The 24,231-nt window shown below is 73.6% G+C and carries 23 protein-coding genes; 9 read left to right on the top strand and 14 right to left on the bottom strand.

The features are described 5' to 3' along the window. The first annotated feature begins 12 nt into the window (after positions 1–12). Genes ACQP1N_RS09660 through ACQP1N_RS09650 form a run of 3 tightly spaced genes read left to right on the top strand, consistent with a single transcriptional unit; the run spans position 13 to position 3,202 of the window. Positions 13–1,293, top strand: coding sequence for a glycosyltransferase family 4 protein (locus ACQP1N_RS09660; protein ID WP_067806432.1), 1,281 nt, complete (start codon positions 13–15; stop codon positions 1,291–1,293). Positions 1,294–1,335: 42 nt separating this feature from the next. Further along, a complete protein-coding gene (locus ACQP1N_RS09655) occupies positions 1,336–2,097 on the top strand; it encodes a class I SAM-dependent methyltransferase (protein WP_174548907.1) in 762 nt (253 codons plus the stop codon). Beyond that, entirely contained in the window at positions 2,087–3,202 is a 1,116-nt protein-coding gene (locus ACQP1N_RS09650; protein ID WP_433230547.1) for a prenyltransferase, read from the top strand. Before ACQP1N_RS09655 ends, ACQP1N_RS09650 begins: the two co-directional genes overlap by 11 nt. A gap of 16 nt (positions 3,203–3,218) precedes the next feature. On the opposite strand, the gene ACQP1N_RS09645 is transcribed toward ACQP1N_RS09650, so the two are convergent. Beyond that, positions 3,219–3,932 carry a class I SAM-dependent methyltransferase gene (locus ACQP1N_RS09645; RefSeq protein ID WP_067806426.1) on the bottom strand — a complete coding sequence of 238 codons (714 nt, stop codon included), beginning with the start codon at positions 3,930–3,932 and terminating at the stop codon, positions 3,219–3,221. A gap of 155 nt (positions 3,933–4,087) precedes the next feature. Between ACQP1N_RS09645 and ACQP1N_RS09640 the strand changes: the two genes are divergently transcribed. The 3 genes from ACQP1N_RS09640 (at position 4,088) to ACQP1N_RS09630 (ending at position 6,502) form a co-directional block, all read left to right on the top strand. Next, on the top strand, positions 4,088–4,279 hold the full coding sequence (locus tag ACQP1N_RS09640; RefSeq protein WP_067806425.1) for a ferredoxin: 192 nt from the start codon (positions 4,088–4,090) through the stop codon (positions 4,277–4,279). Between the two features lie 60 nt (positions 4,280–4,339). Beyond that, positions 4,340–6,187, top strand: coding sequence for an endonuclease/exonuclease/phosphatase family protein (locus ACQP1N_RS09635; RefSeq protein ID WP_242608925.1), 1,848 nt, complete (start codon positions 4,340–4,342; stop codon positions 6,185–6,187). A gap of 129 nt (positions 6,188–6,316) precedes the next feature. Beyond that, positions 6,317–6,502 (top strand): hypothetical protein, encoded by a 186-nt coding sequence (locus tag ACQP1N_RS09630; protein WP_067806423.1) that lies wholly within the window; start codon positions 6,317–6,319, stop codon positions 6,500–6,502. A gap of 265 nt (positions 6,503–6,767) precedes the next feature. Here the strand turns inward: ACQP1N_RS09630 and ACQP1N_RS09625 are convergent, their stop codons facing one another. After that, on the bottom strand, positions 6,768–9,209 hold the full coding sequence (locus ACQP1N_RS09625) for a hypothetical protein (RefSeq protein WP_433230542.1): 2,442 nt from the start codon (positions 9,207–9,209) through the stop codon (positions 6,768–6,770). 108 nt (positions 9,210–9,317) lie between these two features. Further along, on the bottom strand, positions 9,318–9,878 hold the full coding sequence (locus ACQP1N_RS09620; RefSeq protein WP_067807966.1) for a DUF1707 SHOCT-like domain-containing protein: 561 nt from the start codon (positions 9,876–9,878) through the stop codon (positions 9,318–9,320). Positions 9,879–10,086: 208 nt separating this feature from the next. Between ACQP1N_RS09620 and ACQP1N_RS09615 the strand changes: the two genes are divergently transcribed. Continuing rightward, a complete protein-coding gene (locus ACQP1N_RS09615) occupies positions 10,087–10,779 on the top strand; it encodes a cupin domain-containing protein (protein ID WP_433230539.1) in 693 nt (230 codons plus the stop codon). A gap of 75 nt (positions 10,780–10,854) precedes the next feature. Here ACQP1N_RS09615 and ACQP1N_RS09610 read toward each other — a convergent pair whose 3' ends face one another. From ACQP1N_RS09610 to ACQP1N_RS09575, 8 genes are all read right to left on the bottom strand, one after another. Then, complete coding sequence (locus tag ACQP1N_RS09610) at positions 10,855–11,460, bottom strand: GTP-binding protein (RefSeq protein WP_433230536.1); 606 nt, start codon at positions 11,458–11,460, stop codon at positions 10,855–10,857. Next, a complete protein-coding gene (locus ACQP1N_RS09605) occupies positions 11,441–11,830 on the bottom strand; it encodes a DUF742 domain-containing protein (RefSeq protein WP_433232645.1) in 390 nt (129 codons plus the stop codon). The genes ACQP1N_RS09610 and ACQP1N_RS09605 overlap by 20 nt, the downstream gene beginning before the upstream one ends. A 1-nt stretch (position 11,831) precedes the next feature. Beyond that, positions 11,832–12,278: a roadblock/LC7 domain-containing protein gene (locus ACQP1N_RS09600; RefSeq protein WP_433230533.1), complete on the bottom strand. Its 447-nt coding sequence runs from the start codon at positions 12,276–12,278 to the stop codon at positions 11,832–11,834. After that, a complete protein-coding gene (locus tag ACQP1N_RS09595; protein ID WP_433232642.1) occupies positions 12,275–14,890 on the bottom strand; it encodes a sensor histidine kinase in 2,616 nt (871 codons plus the stop codon). Before ACQP1N_RS09595 ends, ACQP1N_RS09600 begins: the two co-directional genes overlap by 4 nt. Before the next feature lie 105 nt (positions 14,891–14,995). Next, complete coding sequence (locus ACQP1N_RS09590; protein WP_067808003.1) at positions 14,996–15,649, bottom strand: GTP-binding protein; 654 nt, start codon at positions 15,647–15,649, stop codon at positions 14,996–14,998. Further along, entirely contained in the window at positions 15,630–16,010 is a 381-nt protein-coding gene (locus tag ACQP1N_RS09585; RefSeq protein ID WP_067808005.1) for a DUF742 domain-containing protein, read from the bottom strand. Before ACQP1N_RS09585 ends, ACQP1N_RS09590 begins: the two co-directional genes overlap by 20 nt. Before the next feature lie 3 nt (positions 16,011–16,013). Further along, positions 16,014–16,466: a roadblock/LC7 domain-containing protein gene (locus ACQP1N_RS09580; RefSeq protein ID WP_131732527.1), complete on the bottom strand. Its 453-nt coding sequence runs from the start codon at positions 16,464–16,466 to the stop codon at positions 16,014–16,016. Then, on the bottom strand, positions 16,466–19,084 hold the full coding sequence (locus tag ACQP1N_RS09575; protein ID WP_433230528.1) for a sensor histidine kinase: 2,619 nt from the start codon (positions 19,082–19,084) through the stop codon (positions 16,466–16,468). Before ACQP1N_RS09575 ends, ACQP1N_RS09580 begins: the two co-directional genes overlap by 1 nt. A 389-nt stretch (positions 19,085–19,473) precedes the next feature. Between ACQP1N_RS09575 and ACQP1N_RS09570 the strand changes: the two genes are divergently transcribed. Then, entirely contained in the window at positions 19,474–20,316 is an 843-nt protein-coding gene (locus ACQP1N_RS09570) for a sirohydrochlorin chelatase (protein WP_067807069.1), read from the top strand. 116 nt (positions 20,317–20,432) lie between these two features. Here ACQP1N_RS09570 and ACQP1N_RS09565 read toward each other — a convergent pair whose 3' ends face one another. Beyond that, positions 20,433–21,230, bottom strand: a complete 798-nt coding sequence (locus tag ACQP1N_RS09565) for an enoyl-CoA hydratase/isomerase family protein (protein ID WP_433230525.1) — start codon at positions 21,228–21,230, stop codon at positions 20,433–20,435. A 4-nt stretch (positions 21,231–21,234) separates the two neighbouring features. Beyond that, positions 21,235–22,137, bottom strand: a complete 903-nt coding sequence (locus ACQP1N_RS09560) for an SDR family oxidoreductase (protein WP_433230522.1) — start codon at positions 22,135–22,137, stop codon at positions 21,235–21,237. Between the two features lie 208 nt (positions 22,138–22,345). On the opposite strand from ACQP1N_RS09560, the gene ACQP1N_RS09555 reads away from it, so the two are divergent. Further along, positions 22,346–23,410 (top strand): NAD(P)H-dependent amine dehydrogenase family protein, encoded by a 1,065-nt coding sequence (locus ACQP1N_RS09555; protein WP_067807055.1) that lies wholly within the window; start codon positions 22,346–22,348, stop codon positions 23,408–23,410. Positions 23,411–23,413: 3 nt separating this feature from the next. Here the strand turns inward: ACQP1N_RS09555 and ACQP1N_RS09550 are convergent, their stop codons facing one another. Further along, positions 23,414–24,106, bottom strand: a complete 693-nt coding sequence (locus ACQP1N_RS09550; protein WP_433230518.1) for a DedA family protein — start codon at positions 24,104–24,106, stop codon at positions 23,414–23,416. Positions 24,107–24,231 lie beyond the last annotated feature (125 nt).

The raw sequence follows: 24,231 nt of genomic DNA, 5'->3' as shown, positions 1-24,231 counted from the left end.
GCAGGGGATGGCGTGGGTGAGGCGGGCGAGCCGGGAAGTCCGCTGCGTGTGGCGCTGCTCTCCTACCGGAGCAAGCCGCACTGCGGTGGCCAGGGGGTCTACCTCCGGCATCTGAGCCGGGAACTGGTCGATCTCGGGCACACGGTGGAGGTCGTCTCCGGCCAGCCGTACCCCGAGCTGGACCGGGAGGAGATCACCCTCACCAAGATCCCGAGCCTGGACCTGTACCGGGACGAGGACCCGTTCCGCACCCCGGCCCTCGGCGAGTTCCGCGACTGGGTGGACGTCCTGGAGTTCGCGCACATGAAGACGGGCGGCTTCCCCGAGCCGCTGACGTTCAGCCTGCGCGCGCTGCGGCTGCTCAGGCGGCGGCGCCGCGACTTCGACGTCGTCCACGACAACCAGGTCCTCGGGCTCGGCAACCTCGGCATCGCCCGGCTCGGGCTGCCGCTGGTGACGAGCATCCACCACCCGATCAGCGTCGACCGCCGGATCGACATCGAGGCCGCCCGCGGCATCAAGCAGAAGCTCGGCAAGCACCGCTGGTACGGGTTCGTCGCGATGCAGGCGCAGGTGTCGCGGCGGGTCGGGCCGGTGCTGACGGTGTCGGAGTCGTCCAAGGTCGACATCGTCAAGGACTTCAAGGTCGACCCGCGCGACATCGAGATCCTGCCCCTCGGCGTCGACACCCGCGTCTTCCGCCCGCGCGGCGAGCGCGTCCCCGGCCGGATCGTGGCGATGGCCAGCGCGGACGCGCCGATCAAGGGCGTGGACGTGCTGCTGCGCGCCGTCGCCAAGGTCGCCACCGAGCGGGACGTCCACGTGGTCGTCGTCAGCAAGCCGAAGAAGGACGGCCCCACCGACAAGCTCGTGCGGGAGCTGGCGCTCGGCGATCGCGTCACGTTCGTCAGCGGGATCGACGACGGGGAGCTGGGCGAACTGCTGGCGTCCGCGGAGATCGCCGTCGTCCCGTCCCGCTACGAGGGGTTCTCGCTGCCCGCCGTGGAGCACATGGCGTCCGGGACCCCGCTGGTCGCGAGCCGCGCCGGGGCGCTGCCCGAGGTGGTCGGCGACGCGGGAGTCCTCGTCCAGCCCGGGGACGTGGAGGAGCTGGCCGCGACCCTGCACCGCCTGCACGACTCCGCCGAGGAGCGGGCGAGGGCGGGTGCCGCGGGTCTCGCGCGCGTCCAGGAGCGATTCGCCTGGCCGGCCGTGGCGAAGGCCACCGTCGAGCACTACCGGGCGGCCATCGCCCAGCAGAACTACCTGCGGCTGGCCGCGAAGGGCAAGTGAGGGAGCGCCGTCCGGCACCCCCTGTACGGAAGGAGCACGACCCTGCTGACCGTGGATTTCCAGCGGTTCCGCATCACCCCGGGAGACCGCGTCCTCGACATGGGATGCGGCGCCGGACGGCACGCCTTCGAGCTGTACCGCAGGGGTGCGCACGTCGTGGCCTTCGACCAGGACGCGGACGAGTTGGCCGGCGTCGAGACGATGTTCGGGGCGATGCGCCTCGAAGACGAGGTGCCGGCGGACGCCACCGCCGAGACCGTGCGGGGTGACGCGCTCGACCTGCCGTTCCCCGACGACCACTTCGACGCGATCATCGCGTCCGAGGTGCTGGAGCACATCCCCGACGACATGCGGGCGATGCGCGAGCTGCTGCGCGTCCTCAAGCCGGGCGGCAGGCTCGCGGTGACGGTGCCGAGCTGGCTGCCCGAGCGGGTGTGCTGGGCGCTGTCGGAGGACTACCACACCGCCCCCGGCGGGCACGTGCGGATCTACACCCGCGCCGAGCTGGAGGCCAAGCTGAAGTCGGTCGGCTTCAAGGTCGGCGGCCACCACCACGCGCACGGCCTGCACGCCCCGTACTGGTGGATCAAGTGCGCGGTGGGGGTGAACAACGACGGCAACCCGCTCGCCAGGGCCTACCACCAGGTCCTCGTCTGGGACATCATGAAGCGGCCCCTCGCGACGCGGCTCGCCGAGCGCGTGATGAACCCGCTGGTCGGCAAGAGCGTCGTCGTCTACCTCGCCAAGCCCGCGGTGCCGGGCACCCCCGCGGCCCCGGCCAAGGAGACGGCGGATGCGGTCTGAGACCGTCCCGCCCTCGGTCCCCGGAGTCCTGACGCCGGACGACATCGTCGCGACGGCGCGGAGCATCGCGGCGCAGCAGGAGAAGTCCGGCGCGATCCCGTGGTTCGCGCCGACCGGCGGCGTGCCCGGCCACGTGGACGCCTGGAACCACGTCGAGGCGGCGATGGCGCTGACCGCCGCCGGGTTCGGCGCGGAGGCGAGGCGCGCCTACGAGTGGCTGCGGGACGTCCAGCGGCCGGACGGGTCGTGGCCCGCGAAGTGGGTGCTGGGCGAGGTCACCGAGCCGGGCGGGGAGTCCAACCACGCCGCCTACCTCGCGGTCGGCGTCTGGCACGAGCTGCTGGTGACCGGGGACGGGGACTTCGCGCGGCGGATGTGGCCGGCGGTGCGGCGGGCGATCGACTACGTGCTCGGGCTGCAGACCCGGCGCGGGGAGATCATCTGGATCCGGCACGAGGGCGGCGAGCCGTCCGACCACGCGCTGCTGACCGGCTGCTCGTCGATCTACCAGTCGCTGCGCTGCGCGGTCGCGCTGGCCGAGCATCTCGGCGAGCCGCAGCCGGAGTGGGAGCTCGCCGCCGACCAGCTCGGGCACGTGGTGGCCGCGCATCCGGAGGCGTTCGCCGACAAGAGCCGCTGGTCGATGGACTGGTACTACCCGGTGCTGACCGGCCCGCTGCGCGGCGCGGAGGCGGCACGCCGGTTCGACGAGGGCTGGGACACGTTCGTGGTGCCGGACCTCGGCTGCCGCTGCGTGTCGGACCAGCCGTGGGTGACGGCGGCGGAAAGCTGCGAGCTGGTGCTGGCGCTGGACGCGGCCGGTGACCGGGACCGCGCGCTGGAACTGTTCACCACGATCCAGCATCTGCGGCACGAGGACGGCTCGTACTGGACGGGCTGGCAGTTCGAGAACGAGCGCCACTTCCCCGGGGACCGCTCCACCTACACCGCGGCGGCGGTGATCCTCGCGGCGGACGCGCTGGCGGACGCCTCCCCCGGCTCCCGGCTCTTCAAGGAGATCGCGGGCCGGCCGCTGGGGCCGTCGGAGGCGTCCGATCCGCTGGTGTGCGGGTGCGCGCTCGTGGCCGCCGCCAATCGCGGCTGAGGGGCCGCAGAGGGACTTAAGCGCGGGTCAGGGGGTCGGTGTCGCTGACGCGTTCCAGGACGCGCAGCGACCCCTCGGCCCGTCGTTCCTCGAAGGCGCCGCTCGCCAGGGCCCGTAGATAGACGTGGTAGGGCGCCTGCCCGCCGTCCTTGGGGTCGGGGAAGACGTCGTGCACGACAAGGGCTCCGCCGACGGCGACGTGCGGTGCCCAACCCCCGTAGTCGCCTTGCGCGTGCTCTTCGGCATGACCGCCGTCGATGAACAGCAGTGCCAGGGGCGTCCGCCAGAAGGCGGACACGGTGCGGGACTGGCCCACGATGGCGACGACCTCATCCTCAAGGCCGGCGGCAGCGATCGTCTTGCGGAATGTGGGCAGCGTGTCCATCTGGCCGGTGCTGGGGTCGACCAGGGACGGGTCGTGGTACTCCCAGCCCGCCTGGTTCTCCTCCGAGCCGTGGTGGTGGTCGACGGTGACCAGGACCGTTCCCCCCGTCCTGGCCGCGGCCCCCAGGTAGACGGCGGACTTGCCGCAGTAGGTGCCGACCTCCAGCATGGGGCCGGTCCCCGCCAGGCGGGCCCCGTACTCCAGGCCCGTCTCGTACAGCGCAAGGCCCTCGTCGTCCGGCATGAAGCCCTTGGCGGCGCGTGCGGCGCGCAGCAGGTCCCCGGGCATCGCGAGAGCGGAATGGGCGGTCGTCCCCGGGTCGGCGGACGCCTTGGTGTTGGTCATCGATCTCCTCCGTCGGGGCACCCTACTATCAGTGATCCTCGCCATGAGACGCGAGTCTTGCCCGGCTGACTGTAACGTGTTCTACTTCCAGGGTCGGCGCCCGGCCAGAACCGGGTTCGGTAGGTTGGCGGGCGGACTCTGGAACGGAGAAGGCGATGAAAGTAAGCGTCGACCCCCTGGTGTGCGAGGCGAACGCCGTGTGCGTCGGGCTCGCGCCCGAGATCTTCGACCTCAATGACGACGACGAACTCCAGATCCTGCTGCCGGACGTCCCGCCGGAACTGCAGGACCGGGTCCGGCACGCGGTGCGCTCATGCCCGAAGGCCGCGCTGACACTGGAGGAATGACCCCCGCCTCGGCGTATCATCCTTGTCGTCCGGTCGGATCCGAGTCGTCGTGGAGCGCGGGTGGTGCACGGTCTGGGGACGGTCCTGGCCGCGGCGGCGCTTGCCGCGCCCCTGCTCGCGGCGCCGGCCCACGCGGCGGCCCGTCCCGTCCGCATTCACGACATCCAGGGCGCCGCGCACATCTCACCGCTTTACGGTGCCAGGGTCGTCCGGGTACCGGGCGTGGTGACCGCGCTGACCGTCAACGGGTTCTGGATGCAGGACCCCCGCCCCGACAGGAACGCCGCGACGTCCGAGGGCGTCTTCGTCTTCACCCGGACACGGCCGGGCGCCGCGGTCGGCGACTCGGTCCTGGTGGACGGCAAAGTCGGCGAGTTCCGTCCGGGCGGCCCCTCGTCCGGCGGGCTGACCCGCACCGAGATCGGCGCCACCGCGGTCGCCGTCGCCGCGCACGGGACCCCGCTGCCCCCGCCCGCCGCTCTCGGGCCGCGCGGGCGCAGGGCCCCCGGGAACGTGATCGACAGCGGGCACGGGAACGTGGAGCGGGGCGGCGCGTTCGATCCGCGCCGGGACGGCCTCGACTTCTACGAGTCCCTCGAAGGCATGCGGATCGAGATCGACGACGCCGTGGCGGTCGGGCCGGCCCACGACGGCGAACTGCCCGTACTGCCCGCCGGCGGGGCCGGCGCCGGGGCGCGGACCGCGCGCGGCGGCCTCCTGCTCCGCGACCGCGACGCCAACCCCGAGCGGGTCGTCCTCGGCGACGCCCTCGCGCCACTGCCCGGCATGAACGTCGGTGACCGGCTGCCGGGCGCGAACCACGGCGTCCTCGACTACTCCTACGGCGACTACAAGCTGCTGCTCACCGCGACCCCGCGGCACGCCGCCGGCGGCCTGCGCCGCGAGACGACCCGGCCGCAGCGCCCCGGGGAGATGGCCGTCGCCACCGTCGGGCTGGACGGGCTGAACCCCGACGCCCCGCCCGCCCGCTTCACCGCGCTCGCGGACGACATCGTGCACGGCCTGCGCTCCCCCGACCTCGTCGCGGTGAGCGGGCTCGGCGACAACAGCGGCCCGGACGACGACGGAACCGTCGCCGCCGACCAGACCGTCGCACAGCTCATCACCGCGATCAGCGCGGCGGGCGGGCCCGCCTACGACTGGCGCTCGGTGGACCCGCGCGACAACGCCGACGGCGGCGCGAGGGGCGCCAACGACCGGGCCGGGTTCCTGTTCCGCACCGACCGGGGGCTCGCGTTCGTCGACCGTCCCGCGCCGCCGGAGCCGGTCCCGGACGAACCGTCCGCACGGCCCGACCCGGCCGTCACCCCGGTACGGGCCGTCCGGCGCGGCGACACCGCCGGGCTGACGCTCAGCCCCGGCCGGATCATGCCCGGCGACGCCGCCTGGACGGGAACGCACAAGCCGCTCGCCGGGGAGCTGAGCTGGCGGGGCCGCCGCTTCATCGTCGTCGCGAGCCGCTGGTATCCGCGCACCGGCGACGACCAGCCGCTGTTCGGGCGGAACCAGCCGCCGGCCCGGCCCACCGGGTGGCGCCGCGACGCGCAGGCCCGGGTGGTGGCGGGCTTCGTGAACTCCGTCCGGAAGGTGGACGCGAACGCCCGCGTGATCGTCGCGGGCGACCTCAACGACCGCGGGACGTCCGTGCCCGTCCAGACCCTCGCCAAGGGCGCGGGTCTCGGCGACCTGCCCGCCGAACTGCCCGCGGGCGACCGCTACACGGCCGTGTCGGACGGCAACGCCGAGGACCTCGACCACATCCTGCTCAGCCCGTCGCTGCACAGGCGCAAGCACGAGGTCGACATCGTGCACCGCAACGCCGAGTTCGCCGACCGGGCCGGGGACCGCGACCCGACCGTCGTCCGCATCGACATGTCCGGGAAGTAGGCGACTCCCCGAATTTGGGAGCCACCAAAAAGATCGTCAGGACATGGCCCGCAATACCGCCGGTGTTTTCCTCCGAACCGGCCGGGCAACGACGGATCGTCACACCCCCCACTCGGAGGAGACGCCTTCATGGCGACCCGATACCGGCCGCAGGTGAGCCTGGTCGGCCTCATCTACGTCATCATCGGCGTGTTCATCGCCTGGGACCGCGGCTACATCAACCTGGACCTCGTCCGTGAGGTCGGCAGCGCGCTGCTGGCCGTCTTCCTGTGGTTCCTGGTCCTGCTCGGCGTGGACCTCCACATCCACACCTGACCCCCACGACCGGGCACGGGCCGTCCCCTCCATCCCCACCTCGGGACGGCCCGTGTCCTCCAGGAAAGACGCACATCGCGCACCGGCCATAGACCGCACAGGGGCACGAAGGTTACGTTCCGCCCATGACGCGAAAAGACTGTAGTTGCGGACATGGCGGCGGATGCTCGTGCCCGAAGGGCTGCTCCTGCGGCTGCAACGGCTGACACCTGCGCCGCCCCGCGAAGCCCTTGGGCGCCTTTGCGGCGGGGCGGGCGCACATCCCCTACCTTGGGATGGGGGCACGCCAGAGGATGGGGGTCTCGTCCTTCCATCCCGTGGCCAAGAGGTCGGGGCCCATCGTGGTCAGCACGGTGAGGCGCTGATCGCCGGGGCCCGGCAGGGCCGGGACGTCGAGGCGGCGCCAGGACGTACCGTCGGGGGAAGACAGCACGGTGGTGTTCCCGTTCGCGGTGGCGGTCACGGCGAAGCCCTGCGGGGTGGGCGTGACGGCGGTGGCGGTCAGGCCGGGGCCGAGGGCGCGCTGCGTCCAGGTCGTCCCCGCGTCGGTGGAGACCAGCGCGGTCGCGTTCGCGGCGATCGCCACCAGGACGTTGCCGCGGGCGGCGACGTGGGTGAGCGGTGCGGTGAGGCCGGCGGGCGGCTTGGCGGCCGTCCACGTGGCGCCGTCAGGGGACGTCCAGACGGCGGGCGCCCTGCCCCGGGCGCCGACCGCCACGTACTTCCCGGACGCCGCGGTCACATCGGACGGGGCGCCGTCGAGACCGGCGCGCTTCCATGTCCGCAGGTCGGCGGAGCGCCACGCCACCCGAGACCCGACCACGACATACCCGGACGGTCCCGTCGCGGCGGCCGCCGGCGGCGGACCGGCGGGGAACACCGCCTTCTGCCAGGCCGCCCCGTCCTGCGAGGTCAGTGCCAGCGGGGCGGGCGACGCGCCGGACGCGCGGCCCACGGCCAGCCAGCCGCGGGGGCCGTGCACGACGTCCGCCAGCCGCCCGCCGGTGCCGGGGACCTGGGCGCGGGTCCACTGGCGCCCGTCGGGGGCCGTCCAGATCGCGGCGCCGCCGTTGCTGCCGCCCACCGCGACGGAGAGGGCGGGCCCCGTGGCGAGTGACCTGATCGAGCGTTCGGCGTGGACGGCGCCCGGCACCGTGCGCAGGTCGACACCGTGCAGGTAGGCGTCGTCGCCCCGCCGCCCGGAGATCGCGGGCGCGCCGCCGGCGGCGACCGTCAGCCCGCTGCCGCGCACCGGCGCCGCGACGCCGCCGCCGGGCTGCCACGTCCGGCCGTCGGCGCTGCGCAGGATCACGTGCGCGCCCTTCGCGCCCCGCACGAGCACGGCGAGACCGGACGGCGTCCCGCCGAAGCGCTCGATACCGGAGCCGCCGAACCGGCTCGCGGCCTGCCACGTCCGGCCGTCCGCCGAGCTGAACAGGACCCCGAACCGCGTGGTCCTGCGGTGCTTCTTCCGCCCGGTCGTGCGGCTGCCCTCGCGGACGGTGGCGAACCCGCCCGGACCGACCACGAGTCCCTTCGTCGGGCCGTAGGAGCCCTGCGCCTGCGGGATGTTCACGGCCGTCCAGGTCCGGCCGCCGTCGGCGGACCGCCAGAGGCCGTCGCCGCGCACCGTCCGCGTGACCTTCTTCCGGCCCCGCTTCTTCGCGACCTTCCTGGCGTACGTACCGTGCGCCACCACGACGCTCCCGGACGCCGCGACACGGTCCAGGCCGGTGATCCCCCTGATGCCGTCGATGCGCTGCCACGCCCGCCCGTCCGCCGAACTCCACGCCAGCGCGCGGTCCGTCGCGGCGCCCACGGCGACGAAGCCCTGGGCGGTGCGGGTCAGGTCGTTCACCCGGTCGGACGGCGTGAACGCGGGGCCCAGGGGGCGCCGCGTCCAGGTCCCGGCGTCCTCGCTCGTCCACGCCACCGTGCCGCCACCGGGCGTCCGGCCGAGCGCGACCCAGCGCCCGGAGGTACCGGAGACGAGACGCGGAGTGTCGCCGGCCGGGGAGGTGGCGCCGTCCGCCGTACGGATCCTGGCGACCTTCCAGACGCGCCCGGCGTCGGTGGAGACGAGGAACCGGGCGCGCTCCCGTCCGGGCACGCCGTCGCCCTCGGTACCGGCGGCGACGATCGTCCGGCCACCGGCCGCGATGGCGGTGAGTTCCTGGACGAGGCCGTCGGTCGTCGCGGCGGGGTCGGCGGCGAACAGCGCGTCCGCCGCGATCGGGGCGGGGGTGCCCGGCCCGTCCGGCGCGTCCTCGCCCCGCGACACGGCGAAGATCGTCCCGGCGGCGACCACGGCGAGCCCCGCCCCGACCGCCGCCCGGACGCGAAAGCGCCGCATCGATGCCGGCTTCGGGGGCCCGGCGACCAGTACGTCCCCCGGGTCGCGCTTCACCTTCCTGGGCGCGGGCTTCGGCTCGGCGGGTTCGGGGACGTCCGGCGGACTCTCCGGGCGGACCGCGCCGGGGCTCGTCCCCTCCCCGCGCAGTTCCCGGGGCGGGGCGCCGTGCCCCCAGTCCAGCCCGGCCGTCCGCCACGCTTCGTAGGCGCGCTGCCAGGGCGACAGGGCGGCGGGCATGCCGGCGATGTCCCCGGCGACGCCGAACGTCAGCCGCCGCCGGACCTGGCGGGAGCCCGCCGGCTCGCCCTCGGCCGTCAGCCGGGCCTCGTCCTGCTCCGGGCTCCTCGCCGTCACACGCGCTCCTTACGGTCCGTAGGACACCATCAAATCGCGCCATGGGACGTCCTGTACCGAAATCCGCATGAACGGCGGCCAATGGGGCTGCTGGAGCGTTCTATCACTTCAGGGCCGACGTATCAGACCTTTCACACTGATAACCCCCTTATACGCAAAACCCCGGACATGGACGACCTGTGCACCGGCCGGAGGGTCCCCGTGGATCTCGGCGGACACCCCCGCGCCGTCCGCTTCCACGCGAATCCCCGGAGGCACGATGATCTCCACCCGCGACTTGTAGGCGAGCACGCGCAGGGTCGTGACCTGGCCTTCCAGGTCGGCGGCGCACAGGTCCAGCGTGCCCGAGCCCTTGTAGACGACGGCCGTGAAGCGTTCGGGGAGCCGCCGGCGTCCGGCACGGGTGACCGAGCCCTTGTAGGCGATCTGGAAGCGCCCCGCGGTCCCGCCACCGGGGCCCTCCGGGACGGCTCGGCCGGAGGGCAGGTCGGCCGCCACGGCGCCGAGTTCGGCGTGGGTGCGCGCGGCCAGGACGAGGTCTATGCGCTCGTCCAGCTCGGGCTCGTCCAGCCGCCCCTCGGCGAAGGCGGTGTGCAGCCGGACGAGCATGTCGTCGCGGTCACGGTCCGAGGCGCGCAGTGCGGGCGCGGGATGCTGCTCGACGCTCATCGCATCTCTCCTTCGAGGCGGTCTGCCTCCGCAGCCTGCTCCCTCCAGCACCTGGAGGGTCAAGACGCGATGTATCTTAACTCGCCACCGCTCGGTTTTCGAGACATCCGGGCCGCCCCGGCGAAACGATCACCCCTACCCGGTCCCCGGGCGAAGGCGGTACCGCGGCGGATCGGGAAGATCGCCCTGACGGTCTAGGCTCGGGCGCGTGCTGCTGCTCACGACGCTCGATGCCTGGCAGGCCCAGCCGGGTCCGCGGTTCGTCCTGTCCGACGCGGGGGCGGTGTGGGCGCCGGAGGAGGCCGCGCTCGCCGTCGCCGACGACGTGTTCACCGGCGGGCAGGTCGTCGCCGTCACGCTGGATCCCGAGCCCGGCGCGGTGCCGGGCCGCGGAGTGATCGACAAGACGACCGCGTCCCGCGTCCGCTATCTGCGGCGCGGGCCGGGCGGGCGCCATGCGGCGCTGCTCGACCGGCCCGCCACCGCCGAGGCGCTCGGCCTCCTCCCGCATCCCGAGGGCGGCTGGTACCGGGAGACGTGGCGGTCGGAGGTGACCTTCACGCCGGACGGCTATCCGGGCGAGCGGGCGAGCGCCACCGGCATCTACTTCCTGCTGCCGCCCGGCGAGGAGTCGATCTGGCACGCCGTCCGGTCCGCGGAGGTGTGGCTGTGGCACGGCGGCGGGCCGCTGACGCTGCTCCTCGGCGGGGACGGGGACAGGCCGTCCGAGACGCCGGAACCGGTCACGCTCGGCACGGACGTGACCGGCGGGCAGGTCCCCCAGGCCGTCGTCCCCGCGAACGTGTGGCAGGCCGCCCGTCCGGCCGGAGACCGGGAGGTCCTGGTCAGCTGCGTCGTCTCCCCCGGCTTCGACTTCGCCGACTTCCGCGCCGGGCCCTGACGGGCGCGGCGCCGCCGCCCGCCCGGACGCACCGGGGCCCCCGGACCGCACACGGTCCGGGGGCCGGGCGCGCGGTCAGTAGCTGACGGCCTGGCGGCCGCTCATGGTCCGCATGATGTGCTCGATCAGGGTGATGAGGACCTGTTTGGCGTCCTCGCGGTCGCGGACGTCACAGGAGATGATGGGAATGTCGGGAGCCAGGTCCAGGGCACCGCGGACCTGGTCGGCGGAGTGGTGGCCGGCACCGTCGAAGCGGTTGACCCCGACGATGAACGGGAGGCCGCGCCGTTCGAAGTAGTCGACCGAGGCGAAGCAGTCGGCGAGGCGCCGGGTGTCGACCAGGACGACGGCGCCGAGAGCGCCCTTGGCCAGTTCGTCCCACATGAACCAGAAGCGGTCCTGGCCGGGGGTGCCGAAGACGAACAGGACGAGGCCGTTGGGCAGCGTGATGCGCCCGAAGTCCATCGCCACGGTCGTCGTCGTCTTGGACGCGACGGCAGTGGTGTCGTCGATCCCGATGCTCTTCTCGGTCAGCGCCTCCTCGGTGCGCAGCGGACGGATCTCGCTGACCGCGCTCACCAGGGTGGTCTTGCCGACGCCGAAACCACCGGCCACGAGAATCTTCACCGTCAGCGCGGACTCGCCCGGATGGGCGGTCGCGTCAGAGCGCACGGATTCCATCGATCACTTCCTTGAGTACGCGCTCGCTGGGGAACTGCGCCACCGGCGCGGGACGCCGGACCTGTATCAGCGAGTGGTCGAGAAGGTCACCGAGCAGGACTCGGACAACCCCGAGGGGGAGTTCCAGATCCGACGCTATCTCGGCGACCGACAACGGGGTACGGCAAAGCTCCAAGATCATGTCATGTTCGGGCTCCGGTGCCCACGGGGCGGCCGGGAGAACGTCGTCCGCGGGCTCCGGCGGGGCCGCGGTGGTGATCAGCGCGACGAGGTCGAACTCGTCGCCGTCGTAGTGCGTCCGGCCCCCGGTGAGCGCGTAGGGGCGAACCACGGGCCCCGCCGCGTCGTCGTACCAGGCCGTGCCGCCCATCTCACGCGCCACCCGGCTCGGCCACCGCGACCCGCGGGTCGGCGGACAGGTGCCGCCCCACCCGTGTGACCAGCATCGCCATCTCGTAGGCGATGACCCCGAGGTCGGCGTCGGCGTCGGCCAGCACCGCCAGGCAGGCGCCGCGGCCGGCGGCGGTGACGAACAGGAACGCCGACTCCATCTCCACGATCGTCTGCCGGACGGGCCCGCCGCCGAACGACTCCCCCGCCCCGCGCGCGAGGCTCTGGAAGCTGGCGGCCACCGCGGACAGGTGGTCGGACTCCTCACGCGCCAGCCCGCTGGACGCGGCGATCCGCAGCCCGTCACTGGACAGCACGGCCGCGTTCTGCACCGCCGCGACCCGCTGGACGAGACTGTCCAGCAGCCAGTTCAGGTCGCCTCCGGCTCCGCCCGGGACCTCCGCGGCGGAGTGCTGGGCATATGTCATGGGGTGTCGTCCTCCTGGTCGCCTGGGTTCCGCGCGGCCTCCGCGTCGGCCGCGTCCTGCCTGCCACGCTGCCAGCCGGACTGCATCGCCGACAGCATCGATCGCATCGTCTCGGGCGAGCGGGCCGCGGCGTCGTCCGGTGTCCCGCCCATGGGAACGGTCCCGGCCGGAGGCTCGGCGTCCATGGGAACGGGCGCGCCGAGCGGCGTCCCGGCCGGTTCGGGCGCGGGCCGCGGACCCGCCGGTTCCGCCGCCGGCGCGGGCGGGGCCTGGCCCCGGGCGGCGAGGCGCGCGTCCACGCGTTCCTTGAGCTGGGGCGCCAGGTGGGTCTGCCGCCGGCGCTTCGGCAGTTCACCCTCCTTCGGCGGCGCGGCCTCCGCCGGCGTCCCGGCGGGCGGCGCGGCCGGTGCGGCCGGCGGTGCGGGCGGCTGCGGCGCGGGACGGGGCGGCTGCGGGGCGGGACGGGGCGGCCGCGACGCGGCGGGCTCGCCGACCAGCCGGACCACGCCGCCCTGCCCGGCCGCCTGGCTCCCGGACGCCGACAGCGCCGCGGCCTGGTCCGGCAGCGCCCGCATCGGCCCGGTGGGGCGCCGTGCGGCCGGTTCCTGGTCGGCGTTCTCCACGATGAGCGAGCCGGGGATCAGCGCGATCGCCGTCGTCCCCCCGTACGGGGACGGGCGCAGCGTGACCGTGATGCCGTGCCGCTGGGCCAGCCGCGCCACGACGAACAATCCGAGCTGAGCGCTGTCGGACGGGTCGAACTCGGGCGGGTTCGCGAGCCGCTCGTTGGCGGCGCGCAGCGCCTCCTCGGTCATCCCGAGGCCGCGGTCCTCGACCTCGATCGCGAAGCCGCTGGCGACCGCCTGCCCGCCGACCCGCACCGGCGACTGCGGCGGCGAGAACGTGGTGGCGTTCTCCACCACCTCGGCGAGCAGGTGGATGACGTCGGCGACGGCGGAGCCGAGCAGCGCGACGCGCGGCAGCGGCTGCACCCGGACGCGGGGATAGTCCTCGACCTCGGCGACCGCGCCGCGGACCACGTCCACCAGCGGGACGGGACGGCGCCAGCCCCGGCCGGCGGTCTTGCCGGCGAGGATGACCAGGCCCTCGGCGTGCCGGCGCATGCGGGTCGCGAGATGGTCGAGGCGGAACAGGTCCGACAGCTCGGACGGGTCCTCGGTGCGCCGCTCCATGGTGTCGAGCAGGCTGAGCTGGCGGTGCAGCAGCGCCTGGTTGCGGCGGGCGAGGTTGACGAACACCTCGCTGATGCCGCGCCGCGCCGCGACCTCGCCCTCGGCGGCCAGCAGCACGGCCTCGCGGGCGCGCTCGAACGACTCGGCGATCTGCCGGATCTCGGTGATGCGGTAGTCGACCTCGGGGGCCGGTTCGGGTTCGGCCGGAGCTCCGGCGCGGATCTGCTCGGCGAGCCTCGGCAGCCGCTTCTGCGTGAAGTCCACGACGCCGCCGGCGAGCGTGCGGCATTCGCGCACCAGCCGCCGGGACACGCGGACCGCGATGAGGGACGACAGCACGATCGCGACGAGTCCGAGACCGCCGGCGAGGCCGAGCCGGGTGAACGCGCCCATCGCGATGTGCTCGCCGCGGTCGGTGACCCCGGCGAGGATCCGGTTCTCCAGGTTGAAGAACTGGCCGTTGACGGTATCGGCGACGGACCGCCAGACGGCGGGTTCGATGACGAGCGGGCCGCGCGCGGTGCGCGCGGACGGCTGACGGCCCTGACCCGCCGGCGTCGCCGTGGACGTGCCATCGGTCCCGCTGCCCGTTCCCGCCGTGCCGGGCGTGCGGGTCCGGCGGGCGGCCTGCGGCGGTTCGGCGCCGCGGATGACCTGTTCCTCCAGCTTCATCATCTGGACGAACTGCTGGGTGCCGGTGAGCCGCTCGTAGTCGGCCCGGTCGGCGTCGGACAGGTCGCGGGCGCTGACTTCGTGCATCGTGTGGTGCGCCCCGACGAGCTTGGCGAACTCGGCGCGTTCGGCGGCGGTGATGCGCCCGGCGGCGAGGGCCCCGGTCAGCAGGGCGTCCTCGCGCGACATGAACTCGCGGGCCATGCCGAACGAGGTGAGCGTGCGGGCGCTCGCGGTGATCGACCCCTCCCCCGGCGTGGTCGCGTTGTAGATGGCGAAGCCCGCGTCGATGAGCTCGTTGTACTCGCGCTGCACGCGGGCGCGGTCGGCGACCCGCTCGTCCACGCTGCGGCGGACGGCCTTCAGCGAGCCGATCCTGTCGACGAACGCGTCCAGCCGGTCCGCGACCTCGGGCAGGAGCGCGCCCCGCAGTCCCCTGTCACGGGCGCCCGCCCGGACCTGCGCGCCCGCCTCGTCGGTCGCCTGCCGCTGCGTCCGCATCACACCCGGGTCCCCGGGGGAGCCGCCGAGCTCGGCCATCGACAGGCGCCGCTCCTTCTGCAGCGCGTCGATGAGCCGCTGCGTCGGCAGCACCGTCCTGTTCTGGAACTCCCGGCTCTGCAGCAACTCGTCCGCCTCGCCGTAGGTGATGCCGGTGAGGAACACCCACAGCGAGGCGAGCGCCAGCAGCGGCACGAGGACCAGCAGCGTGATCCTCGCCCGGATGGAGGAGAAACCGCGGGCCATCACGGCTGGCGGACCCTGCTCACTGGCTCGTCCTTCGGCATTGGGGGGCGGGACATGCGGGGGAAACCTCCCGATGCGTGGAGTATGGAGGTCTGCGGGAGCCTACTACGTCGCAGGTTCACGGTGATCGGGGTTCCGGTCACCGTCCGTCACCTCCTCGGCGTCCGGCCAGCTCAGGACGTGCTCCATCAGCGCCACCAGCACCTTCTTGGACGACTCGCGGCGGCGCACGTCGCACAGCACCACCGGGACGCCCGGGTCCAGGTCGAGCGCGATCGCGATGTCCTCGGGCCGGTGTGTGCGCTCCCCGCCGAAGCAGTTCACCGCGACGACGAACGGAACGCCGCGGCGCTCGAAGTAGTCGATCGCGGGGAAGCTGCCCTTCAGCCGGCGCGTGTCGGCGATCACGACGGCGCCGATCGCGCCGGCCGCCAGCTCGTCCCACATGAACCAGAACCGCTCCTGGCCGGGCGTGCCGAACAGGTAGAGCAGCAGCTGGTCCGACAGCGTGATGCGGCCGAAGTCCATGGCGACGGTCGTGGTCGACTTGGCGCCGACGCCGGACACGTCGTCCACCCCGACACTGCGGTCGGTCATCGGCTCCTCGGTGTGCAGCGGCCTGATCTCGCTGATCGAGCCGACCATGGTGGTCTTGCCGGCGCCGAACCCGCCCGCGATGAGGATCTTGGTGGTGATCAGCGGGCGGGCATCGAGGCCATGGCGCCCCGCGGGTGCCCGGTCATAGTGCCCGGAGACCATTGAGCACCTCCCTCAGCACGCCGTTCGGGGGCCGCCGGCCCGCGGCGGACCGCTGGTCGGCGATCACCGCGATGAGGCCCTCGTCCCGCAGGTCGCCGAGCAGCACGCGGACGACGCCGATGGGCAGGCCGAGGTCGGCCGCGAGGTCGACGACGGGCACGGGCTGCGCGCAGCCGCGCAGCACCCGCGCGTGGTCGGGGCTGTAGCGCAGCCGGTCACCGGGCGGGACGCCGGTGGCGGCCACGACCGCGATGAGCTCGAAGCCGGCGCCGTCCGGACGGGTCCGGCCCCGGGTCATCGCGTACGGACGCACGACCGGACCGGCATCCCGGTCCAGCCACCGCTCTGCCGAGGGGGCCATCGGTCAAAAGCCCCGCGGCGCGGACCCCCCGGCGCCTCCGAAGTCCCGGCCGTCCGCCTCGGTCCCGAACCTCGGGCTCGCCTGCAGGTGCTGGCCCACCCGCTTGACGAGCACCGCCATCTCGTAGGCGACGAGGCCGGCGTCGGCCTCCGCCTCGGCGAGCACGGCGAGGCAGGTGCCGTCGCCCGCGGCCGTCACGAACAGCAGCAGCGCGTCCATCTCGATGATGGTCTGCCGGACGTTCCCCCCGGCGAAGTGCCGCCCGGCGCCGCGCGCGAGGCTCTGCACGCCGGACGCCAGCGCGGACAGGTGCTCGGCGTCCTCGCGGGCCAGCTCGTTGGAGGCGGCCACGGCCAGGCCGTCCCGGGACAGGATCACCGCCTGCCGCACCGTCGTCACCCGCTCGGCGAAGTCGTTGAGCAACCAGTTCAGTTCACCGGTCGCGGTGTTGTGCATCATCGTGTCCCCTCATCCCCCACCTCGGACGCGCGGCCGCGCCGCCATCCCTGCTGTACCGATGCCATCAGCGAGCGTGCTTCCTCGGGCGAGCGTGCGATGCTCCCGGAGGCTCCCCCGCCCGCCTGCGGCGGTGCCGGCGGGGGACTCTTGCGCAGCTGCGGTGCCAGGTTCTTCTGCCTGACCCGGCGGGGCAGTCCCGCGTGGGTCCCCGCCGGCTGCCATTCCTCGTCGTCCTCATCGTCCTCGGCGGCACTCGCGACGATCACGATCGGGGCCGCGGGCCGCGCATCCGCGGCCCGCGGGACGGCGTCGTCCGACCACGGGTTCGGGGCGGGACGCGGCGGGACGGCGGACGCGGGCTCCTCGGGGGCGCCCCACGGGCCCGCGGGTCCGGCCGGCTCGGGCGGCGCCTGCGCCGCCGCGCCGCCGGCCTCCCCGTCGGCGGCCTCGGAGCCGGCGTCCTCGGAGCCGGCGGCCTCGTCCGCACGGCGCCTGCGCCGGTACGACTCGTCGCCGGGCAGGGTGGTGAACCGCCCGTTCGCGTCCGGCTGCGGGGTCTCGCGCAGTGGGACGACGGCCTCCGAACGCGGCGCGGGCATCAGGATCGTGCCCTCCCGCTCGCCGTCGGCGACGGTGTCGAGGGGGGATGCGCCGTCCTCGTCCCTGCCGGGTGCCGGCGCCGGGGGCAGCATGCCCGCGGCCATGTGCTCCGCCGGGACGACCAGATCGTGCGAGATCAGGACGACCGCCGTCACGCCGCCGTACGGGGACCGCTGCAGCGTCACGGTGATGTCGTGCCGGGCGGCCAGCCGCGCGACGACGAACAGTCCCAGCTGGTCGGTGTCGACCAGGTCGTACTCGGGCGGCTCGGCGAGCCGCCGGTTGGCCTCGGCGAGCAGTTCGGGCTTGACGCCGAGGCCGCGGTCCTCGATCTCGACGACGAAGCCGGTGCCGACCCGCTCGCCCATCACCCGGACCTCGGTGTTGGGCGGGGAGAACGTCGCCGCGTTCTCGATCAGCTCGGCGAGCAGGTGGATGACGTCGGTGACGGCGGAGCCGATCAGGCCGTCCTCGGAGTCGGTGAGCACGGTCGCGCGCGTGTAGTCCTCGATCTCCGAGACGGCGGCGCGCAGCACGTCGGCGAACCGCACCGGCTGCCGCCAGCCGCGTCCGGGCGTGGCGCCGGACAGGATGATCAGGCTCTCCGCGTGCCGCCGCATGCGGGTGGTGAGGTGGTCGAGCCGGAAGAGGTCCTCCAGGTCGTCGGCCTCGGCGCGGCTCTCCAGCCCGTCCAGCATCGTGAGCTGGCGGTGCAGCAGCGACTGGTTGCGGCGGGCGATGTTGAGGAAGATGCGGCTGACGCCGGCGCGCAGCTCGGCCTGGCCGACGGCGGCGTCCACGGCGGTCCGCTGCACCTTGGCGAACGAGTCGGCGAGCCGGGCGATCTCGGTGGTGCTGCCCGCGTGCAGGGGCGGCGCCTCCGCGGCGACGTCCACGCTCTCGTTGCGCTTCAGCCGGTCGACGACGCCGGGCAGCCGCCGGTCGGCCAGCTCCTCGGCCGAGCCGCGCAGCCCGACCAGCTCGCGGACGAACCCGCGCGCGAACCGCAGCGACAGCAGCACCGAGATGATGATCGCGACAAGGCCGAGGCCGCCGACGATGCCGACCCGGATGTAGGCGTCGATGCCGAGCCGGTCCGCGTGCTCACCGGCGCGCTTGGAGTTGCTGAGCACCATCTTGTTGACCGCGGCGACCAGCGGCTCCACCGTCTGCTGCCAGTCGGCCTGCTCGACGGGCAGCCGCCGGCGCGGATCGGCGTCGGCGACGATGCCCTCCACCGACTTGAAGTGCTGGTACAGCGGGGATGCGAAGACCTGGGCGGTCCCGGTCCGGTAGACGGCCGGGTCGAGCAGCGACCGCTGCTTGATCCACTGCCACTCCTGCTCGCTCACCATCCCGACGAACAGCTGGTGCTCGGCCGCCGTCATCCGGCCCCTCGTGATGAAGGCGGCGGCGACCAGCGCGTCCTCACGCTGCAGCAGCTCCATGGCCCGTCCGGCGTGCCGGGTGGACAGCGTCCAGTTGTAGAGGGCGGAGTCGTTGATGACCACGAGGGAGTCGTACAGCCGGTGCATGCCGTCGACCATCCCGCCGTACATCCTGATCGCCGACAGCCGGTCGATGGTCCGGTCGTCGACCGCGGACCGGAGCCCGCCGAGCCCGCCGAGCGCGTCGAGCACCTCGAAGACGCGGCTCTTCATCTCGTCGGTGGTGACGCCGCGGGCGGCGTCCGAGGTGGCGGCGCGGCGGAAGCGGGCCACGGCCTCGTCCACGCGTCCGCGCTGCAGCGTGAGCTGGGCGGGCGCGGAGGGCGCCGTGGCGCGCGGCGTGCTGAGGAACACGGCGGACAGCCGGCGCTCCTTGCCCAGCTCCACCAGGACGCCCTGGCCGGTCGGCGCGAACGTGCGGTCGAGCGTGTGGTAGTTGCGCTGGGCGAGGGCTTCGCGGCCGGTGACGCTCGCGGCGTACCCCCACAGCGCGACGAGGGAGAGAAGCGGCACGAGCAGCAGCGCGGTCACCTTCGAGCGGATCGAGCGCGTACGGGGGGATTTCATGTGACCTCGAACGTTACGGCGCGGAGGGTCCCTGGATCATAAAGGCGGTCTGCGACGGGACCGCAACCCCTTTGGCGCCTTTCGGACGCATTGGCACCATTCCGTGTCACCTGCGGCGATGCCCGCGGCTTGGGTGATCTTGTGGGAGGTACCCGGAGGGGATAGCGGCAAATCCGGACAATTTACTTCATTTCCCCCTGTTGCTCCGGAGCTTTGCACCATACTCTGCTTCTTCACACCGCTCGCGTCGCGCCGGCACCGGAAGGAGATCCGCGATCTATACAGGCAACGACGGAGGCCGGGACGGGGGCATCCCCACCGGGCCGCGGGGCACGCCCGGCCGGGACGGGAGGCCGACTCCCAGGCCGGAGGACGTTACGATGCCCGCCGTGAGTCCCGAAAGCCAGGCACCCGAGGCACTGCCGTCGCGACGGCGCCGCACCCCCCGCGGCGGCCGGCACCGCGGCGACGAGTCCTTCCTGCTCCCCCCCGGATCCCCCGCGCTGGTCCTGGCCGTCTCCGGCCACGCCCGGCAGATCGGCACCGAGATCGCCACCGAGATCGCCCGGCTCGTCGAGATCGAGCACACCGGCCAGCCCGCCCACATCGGGCACCTGGCCGGGGACGAGGCGAACCTGCACGCCGTCCTCGCCGGGCTCCGGCCGGAGCGGGACGAGCTCGCGGCGGTCGTGGTGCCGCTGTCGACCGGTCCCGACCCGGCGCTGGACCATGCCGTCCACGCCGCGGTGGCGGGCGCGCCGGTGCACGCCGTCGCCGCCGAGCCGCTCGGCCCGCACCCGCTCATCGCCGAGGCGCTGCACGACCGGCTCGCCGACGCGGGCCTCGCCCGCGCCGACCGGATCCGGCTGATGACGATGGTGACCGCCGCGTCCGGCGTCATCGTCGCGACACCGGGGGACGCGACCGCCGTCCGGCAGGCCGAGGTCACCGGCGTGCTCCTCGCCTCCCGCCTCGCGGCCCCGGTCTTCACCGCCTCGCTGAACGACGAGGCGTCCGTCAAGGCCGCCGCCGAGCAGCTGCGCATCGCCGGTGCCACGTCCATCGCGGTCGCCCCGCACCTGATCGGCCCCGAGCCGGAGGCGGCCCTGGTCGCCCGCGCCGCCGCCTCCGTGGGCTGCGCCCACTCCGCTCCGCTCGGCGCTCACCCGGCCCTGGCCCGCCTAGCCGCCCTCCGCTACGTCGAGGCACTCTCCACCGCCCTGGCCGACTGACCCACCGGCTTGAGCCTCAGCCGAGGTACACGGGTCGGGCGGCCGGAGGGCGCGCTGCGCCCGGAGGCCGCCCGACCCGCAACGAGGGTTCCAGGGGGTCGCCCCCCTGGGCCGGCTCAGCGGTTCTTGAATTCCGGGCGGCGCTTCTCCAGTGCCGCGGTCATGCCCTCGGTCAGGTCCTCGCTGAAGAAGGCCAGGGTCTGGACGGCGGTCTCCGCGGCGAGCTGGCGGCGCAGGCCGGGGGCGTCCAGGGACGCGTTGAGCAGTTCCTTCGTGCGGCGCAGGCCGTAGGGGGACTTGGCGAGCAGTTCGTCGGCGAGGGCCTGGGCGCCCGCCAGGTCCGCGCCCTCGGCGGTGATCTCGGTGATGAGACCGAGCGCGTCGGCGCGGGTCACGTCCAGCCGCTGGGCGCGGTAGAAGATCTCGGCGGCGCGGGCCGGGCCGACGAGCCGGGGCAGCAGCCAGGACAGGCCGCAGTCGCCGGCCGACAGGCCGAGATCGGGGAACGGCACGACGAAGCGGGTGGTCGGGTCGGCGACCCGCAGGTCGCAGGCCAGCGCCCAGGACACGCCCATGCCCGCGACCGGGCCGTGCAGCGCCGCGATCACCGGCTGCGGGATCTCCCGCAGCCGCGCGGTGACCTCGCCGCCGCGGGCGATGCTCCGGTAGAGCCGCTGGACGCGGCCCTCGGTGCTCTCCCCGCCCGGATCGCCGCCCTGGATGTCCATCCCGGAGCAGAACCCGCGGCCCTCGCCGGTGAGCACGACCACCTGGGTGGACGGGTCGCGCGCCAGTTCGCCCAGGACGTCGAGCATCTCCTCGGTCAGGGCGCCGTCGACGGCGTTCAGGCGCTCCGGCCGGGACAGGGTGATGGTGAGCACCCCGTCCCGCCGGTCGAGCTTGATCCCGGCCAACGGCTCAGGAGGTGAGCTGCTGGATCAGCGGGCCCATCTGCTCGCCCACGCTCCCGAACACCGTCAGCGGCTCGTTCGCGCTGATGGCCGCCCAGTTGTCCCGGACGTCCTCGACCGAGAGCGTCTCCCGCTGCCCGTAGCCGGGGCCCTCCGCCACGAAGATCTTCGCGATCCGGCCGCCGCCGACGGTGTAGACCTCGCCGGAGTCCTCGTTGGACTCGTGGACGAGCCAGGCGACCAGCGGCGTGACCTGGTCGACGCCGAGCTTGGCGGCGAAGTCGGCGGGCAGCAGGTCCTCGGTCATCCGGGTCCAGGCGACCGGCGCGATCGCGTTGGCCTTGATGTTGTACTTCGCGCCCTCCTGGGCGAGGGTCTTGGTGAACCCGACGAGGCCCATCTTCGCCGTGGAGTAGTTGGCCTGGCCGAAGTTGCCGAACAGGCCCGCCGGGGACGAGGTGTTCACGATCCGGCCGTAGCCCTGCTCGCGCAGGTGCGCCCACGCGGCACTGCTCACCAGGAACGAGCCGCGCAGGTGGACGGCGATGACCGCGTCGAACTCCTCCACGGTCATGTTCTTGAACGACCTGTCGCGCAGGATGCCCGCGTTGTTGATGATGATGTCGATCTTGCCGAACGCGTCCAGTGCGGTCTTGATGACGGCCTGCGCGCCCTCGGGGGTCGCGACGTTGTCGGGGTTCGCGACGGCCTCGCCGCCGTTCTTCTTGATCTCGGCCACGACCTCCTCGGCGGGACCGGCGGAGGCGCCGGCACCGGACCGGTCTCCGCCGAGGTCGTTGACGACGACCTTCGCACCGCGCGCGGCGAGCTCCAGGGCGTGCTGCCGGCCGAGGCCGTGGCCGGCCCCCGTCACGACCGCGACCCGGCCGTCGTAGCGCAGTTCCGACATTCGCTTCTCCTCACATCGTGGGGCCTGCCCCCAGGTAATCATCCGGGGTCGCCAAGTGGTACCACTAAACCGAATCACGCTCGGCCGCGGCGCACCGGGGTCCCCCGCGTACCATGGATGACGAGGAAGTAGCGGCAAATGCCGCGTTCCACCGGAGCTGCCGCGTAGTCTCCTTCGAAGCCGTGAGGAGCAACGGAGGTCCCGTCCGATGATCCGCGCCGACGCGCCGGCCACCGGCCGCCGCCACCGCGTCGTGCAGTGGGCGACGGGCGCGATCGGACGCAGCGTGATCAGGGGCGTCCTCGACCGCGATGACATGGAGCTCGCCGGCGTCTGGGTGCACACCCCCGCCAAGGAGGGCGCCGACGCCGGGGCCCTCGCCGGACGGGCCCCGATCGGTGTCCACGCGACCCGCGACATCGGCGAGATCCTCGCCCTGGACGCCGACTGCGTGATCTACGCCCCGAGCCCCGTCCACGACCGGTTCGCCGAACTCGGCACGATCTGCGCACTGCTGGCGTCCGGCAAGAACCTGATCTCCCTCAGCGGGCTCGTCTACCCGCGGGCGCAGGGCCCGCAGTTCGCCGGCGAACTCGAACAGGCCTGCAAGCGGGGCGGGACGTCCGTGCACGGCACCGGGGTCAGCGGCGGTTTCATGGCGGACGTCATGCCGCTCGTCCTGACCCGGCTGTCCCGGCGGATCACCCACGTGTACGCCCGGGAGTGCTCCGACTTCGCCAGGCACCCGTCCTGGCGGATGGTCCACGAGATGCTCGGCTTCGGCAAGACCGAGGAGGCGTACCAGCGCGCGCTGCGGCCCAACCGCGCCGCGATGCGGGCGATGTTCGCCGAGAGCCTGCACCTGGTCGCGGCCGGCCTCGGCGTCGACCTGGACGAGATCGACGTGGACGTCGACTACCGGCTCGCCGGCGCCGACCTCACCACCGCCGCCGGGCCGATCCCGCGGGGCACGGTCGCGGCGGCCCGCTGGACGTTCAGCGGGCTGGCCGCCGGGCGTCCCGTGATCACGGTCGAGATCGTGCACAAGGCCAACGCCGCGCGGATGTCGGACGAGTGGGGGCGCCCCGGGTACTCGCTTCGCGTCGACGGCCGCCCCCCGCTCACGATGACGGCGGGCGAGGAGCTGATCTGCGACGCGATCTCCGCGGCGGCGGCGCACGCGCTGAACTCCGTCCCCGCCGTGTGCGCCGCCGACCCCGGCATCCGGACGTACCTGGACCTGCCGGTGATCAGCGGCCGCATGCAGGTCTGACCGCTATCGGAGGGGCCGCGCGGGAGCGGGTTCCCCGTCGTCCTCCTCGGCCCGCGCCTCGGCCCGCGCCTCGGCCTCCGTCTCCTCGCGGGCCTCCCTGCGGTGCCTGCGGATGCTCCACACCGCCAGCGCGACGACGGCCGCCGCCGCGAGCCCGATCGCCAGGCCCCGGCCGGCCAGCTTCGCCGCGTGCTCGAACGCGGCACCCGCGAAGTAGCCGCCGAGTGTGAACGTCACCACCCACGTCACGCCGCCGATGAAGTTGAACAGCAGGAACTTCGGGTACGGCAGCCGCGAACTGCCCGCCAGCGCCGGCATGAGCGCCCGCAGCAGCGCGGTGAACCGGCCGATGAACACCGCGAACGCGCCCCGCCGGCGGATGAGGTCCTGCGCGCCGGCGACCTTGGCCCGGTGTTTTCGCATCACCTTGACGTCCAGCAGCCGCGGCCCGTACTTGCGGCCGATCTCGTAGCCGACGGAGTCGCCGACGACCGCCGCGACCACCGCGATGACCAGCAGCAGCGGCAGTGACAGCACATGCTGGCTGGCGAGGACGCCGCCGACGACGATCGCGGTCTCGCCGGGGAACACGAATCCGACGAACAGCGCGGCCTCGGCGAACACCAGCGCCGCGATGACGAGGTAGATCATCGCGGGTGGCAGCCCGTTGACCAGGGCGCTGAATTGTTCGAGCATGGACCTGCCATCTCGTTGCCGTCTCGGATTTCGCCGGGTGGCGGGGAGCGTCCCACCCCCGACGGGGACCGCGTCGCAGCCGTTCGACATCGGCCGCCGACACTAGCTACAGACGGTCATCGTAG

It is taken from the genome of Actinomadura formosensis, from assembly GCF_050948385.1.
Taxonomy (GTDB): Bacteria; Actinomycetota; Actinomycetes; order Streptosporangiales; family Streptosporangiaceae; genus Spirillospora; species Spirillospora formosensis.
Note: the sequence above shows the minus strand (reverse complement) of the source record. Positions and strands in the feature narration are given on the sequence as shown.